Source organism: uncultured Lamprocystis sp., from assembly GCF_903933125.1.
GTDB lineage: Bacteria > Pseudomonadota > Gammaproteobacteria > Chromatiales > Chromatiaceae > Thiodictyon.
The window spans coordinates 1-2,751 of record NZ_CAIZIZ010000528.1 but is presented as its reverse complement, the minus strand read 5'-3'; the positions used below and the strand labels follow the sequence as shown (position 1 = coordinate 2,751).

General features: G+C 65.5%; 4 protein-coding genes. 1 reads left to right on the top strand and 3 read right to left on the bottom strand.

Going from position 1 to position 2,751, the window contains the following annotated elements:
- A partial coding sequence (locus QZY03_RS28935) for a tyrosine-type recombinase/integrase (protein ID WP_295587351.1) occupies window positions 1-415 on the top strand: 415 nt, incomplete at its 5' end.
- Between the two features lie 176 nt (window positions 416-591).
- On the opposite strand, the gene QZY03_RS28930 is transcribed toward QZY03_RS28935, so the two are convergent.
- The 3 genes from QZY03_RS28930 to QZY03_RS28920 form a co-directional block, all read right to left on the bottom strand.
- Window positions 592-1,185 (bottom strand): Uma2 family endonuclease, encoded by a 594-nt coding sequence (locus QZY03_RS28930; RefSeq protein WP_295587349.1) that lies wholly within the window; start codon window positions 1,183-1,185, stop codon window positions 592-594.
- Between the two features lie 180 nt (window positions 1,186-1,365).
- Window positions 1,366-1,884, bottom strand: a complete 519-nt coding sequence (locus tag QZY03_RS28925) for a GNAT family N-acetyltransferase (RefSeq protein ID WP_295587347.1) — start codon at window positions 1,882-1,884, stop codon at window positions 1,366-1,368.
- On the bottom strand, window positions 1,881-2,387 hold the full coding sequence (locus QZY03_RS28920) for a DUF1778 domain-containing protein (RefSeq protein ID WP_295587345.1): 507 nt from the start codon (window positions 2,385-2,387) through the stop codon (window positions 1,881-1,883). The genes QZY03_RS28925 and QZY03_RS28920 overlap by 4 nt, the downstream gene beginning before the upstream one ends.
- Between the last annotated feature and the right edge of the window lie 364 nt (window positions 2,388-2,751).

Sequence of the window (2,751 nt, the reverse complement as noted above, 5' to 3'; positions counted from 1 at the left end):
GGTCAAGGCCCTGCATGATCGCGACCTGGCGGCAGGGGCGGGCAACGTGTACATGCCGGAGGCCCTCAGCCGCAAATACCCGAGCGCGGCGCGGGAGTGGATCTGGCAGTACGTCTTCCCGAGCAGCCGCCTGGCGCAGGACCCGAAGTCCGGCGCGGTACGCCGCCACCATCTGCACGAATCGTCCTTGCAAGCCGAGATCAGGGCGGCCGGGCAGCGGGCCGGTATCCCCAAGCGCATCAACAGCCATGCGCTGCGGCATTCATTCGCGACACACCTGCTGGAGGCCGGCTACGACATCCGCACGGTGCAGGAACTGCTGGGACATGCGGATGTGTCCACGACGATGATCTACACTCATGTGCTCAATCGGCCGGGGGTGGTGCCGGTTAGGAGCCCGGTGGATGCCTGGTAGTCGAAGCAAACCGCGGAGCCCGCCGGTGGAACCTCGTGTAGGGTTCCGCTAGCGCAGTGCATCTCGCGGGCCTTTGGGTCTTTCCGCTTTTCCCGCCGAAAGGGCGTCAAGCGGTTTGTGAGTGGCGGCTCAAGCGAGCGCAGCCGCGGGATTGCCCAGATCAGCTTTTCGAGAGATCAGAACAGGGCGCCTAGATCGAGCACGACCCCAGGTAATGCACCGATCCCGACGCGCGACAGGTCATGCACCCGGAACTGCTGGGTATAGCGCCCGCTGTCCGGTTCCCGGTGACAGTCCAAGTGACGCCCGGAGATGTCCAGGATCCAGAACTCTGGGATCTGGAAGCGGGCATAGAGCGGCAGCTTGGTGTTACGGTCATGGACAAGGCTTGTGTCCGCCACCTCGATCAGGAGCAGGATGTCATCGGGGCGGGGGTGCGCCTGCACGTAGTAGTCATCCCGGTAACGCAACAAGGCAAGGTCGGGCTCCGGGGCGGACAGATCGCCCAGGATGACCGGGTTCTGGACGGAGACGATGGCCTGACCGCGGACCGCAGCGGTCAGCAGATCGAGCAGTCGATTGGTCTTGCTCGCGTGGGGTGCTCCGATCGGCGGCATATCGATGATCTCCCCCTCGATGAGTTCGACCCGCGCCTGCGGGTCCAAGACGCCGGTTTCGCCCATGCGGAAGTACTCGGTTACGGTGATGGGGTGGCGCCGGGGGACCGGAACAGCCGGCAGTTCGATCGGGATGGCGACGGCGGTGGGCATCGGAACCTTCTCCCACTCAAGTTAGGCCCAGGTAAACAACAACGATCTCATCGTCGGGTCGGTTTCCAAGAGGAGATCTGGGGACAGTATACCTAACCCCTTGGCCCGGGTCCGTGGTCCGCTTACTCGGGCATCGCTGTCTCTCACCAAGCCGACCATTCGACACCGACAGAGTGCGCGTCACCCCCCGTCGTCGCCCGCGTTGCCGATAACGCTGCGCAAGTCTTTGGTCAGGATGAACAGATGCAGCGGGTCGGTCGGCGAGGCGATGAAACCGAAGTGTTCGTAGAAGGCGCGGGCCGCGTCATCCTTCGCATGAGCGGCGAGTGCGCGGATGCCGACGATGCCGGCCGCCCGGACCGTCCGGCGCATGGCATCCTTGAGCAGACCGGCCCCGACCCCTTGGCCCTGCCATGCCGTGCCGACCGCGAGTCGCGCCAACAGCAGCAGTGGAACCGGATGACGGGCCATCCCGCGAGTCAGCCGGTCCGGGGCATCGTCATCGGCGATCTCGCTGACGACCAGCGTATAGAAGCCCACCACCGCGGCCTCGGCCAGTCCCAGGTAGGCTTGGGAGGCATTGGCCTGTTGGCTGGTGAGCGCGTAGCGAGTCGGAAAGCGGTTGAGGGCTGGCTGTCCGCAGTCGAACTCGTCCACCGCATGATGACGCGCCAGCTTCTCGATGGCGAACAAGGTCACGGGTGAACGTCGGGGGCCTCGAACATGCTGGGGGTGGCGAACAGCCGTTCCACACGCGGCAGGGGGCGCGGCGGCGCATCCAGCGCCGTCATGAAGGCCTCCCAATGCTCGGCATCCAGGCCGAAGAGCCGACGGTCGGGCAAGGTTTCTTCGGCGCGCGAGAGGGCGCTCTCCAAGACGAAGTCGCTCACCGACCGCCGCGCGGCTCTAGCGGCGGCATAGAGCGTCTGCTTGGCCGCCGGGGTCAAGCGCAAGTCGAGTTTCTCCGAACGAGGTGATATGGCCATGGCGGTTCTCCGTTGTCTGGGGTCAGCGTAGCACCGTTGCCAGACATTGTCATGACGCGCCAGTTCGCCGCTGTCGCAGCGCCGGTGCCGTCGCGACTTGCGGTTCAGGTCGAATTGCAGGGTGCAGGGGAAGGCAAAGACCCCGGCTAGAAAGAGCCCCAGGGTCAGCAGGGTGGTGGCGACCGGCCGGCGGATGAAGACCTCGGTGAAGTGCATTGCAACCCTGGGCCTCTATGAAACCCCGGCGCCGGTGATCAGGGCGCGGGCCGTACCCGCGACCGGGCGGATGCGCGCCGCCCGGGTGCGGATAGGCGCTGGCCGGGTACGGACACGCGTTTTCCGCGCATGGTGCGCGACGCCCGTGGCCCCCGTGTCGTCGACACGGTAGCGCGCAAAGGGTCCGGAGAAAAGGAAGAGCTCCCGACCGAGATCGTTACTGCGTCCTGGAGCCAGACGGCTCGGCCTTGTCCGCGAGCAATCGCTTCAGCCGCTCGTTCTCGGCCAGGGCCTCTTCCTTGGCGGCCCAGATCGGAAGAGCGTCGTGTAGGGAAAGAGTGTGTCAGTACGTGTAGATCTCGGT

Excerpts from the sequence above, each read along its gene's own strand:
- QZY03_RS28930 (WP_295587349.1), bottom strand. The coding sequence starts at position 1,185 with ATGCCCACCGCCGTCGCCATCCCGATCGAACTGCCGGCTGTTCCGGTC.
- QZY03_RS28920 (WP_295587345.1), bottom strand. The coding sequence starts at position 2,387 with ATGCACTTCACCGAGGTCTTCATCCGCCGGCCGGTCGCCACCACCCTG.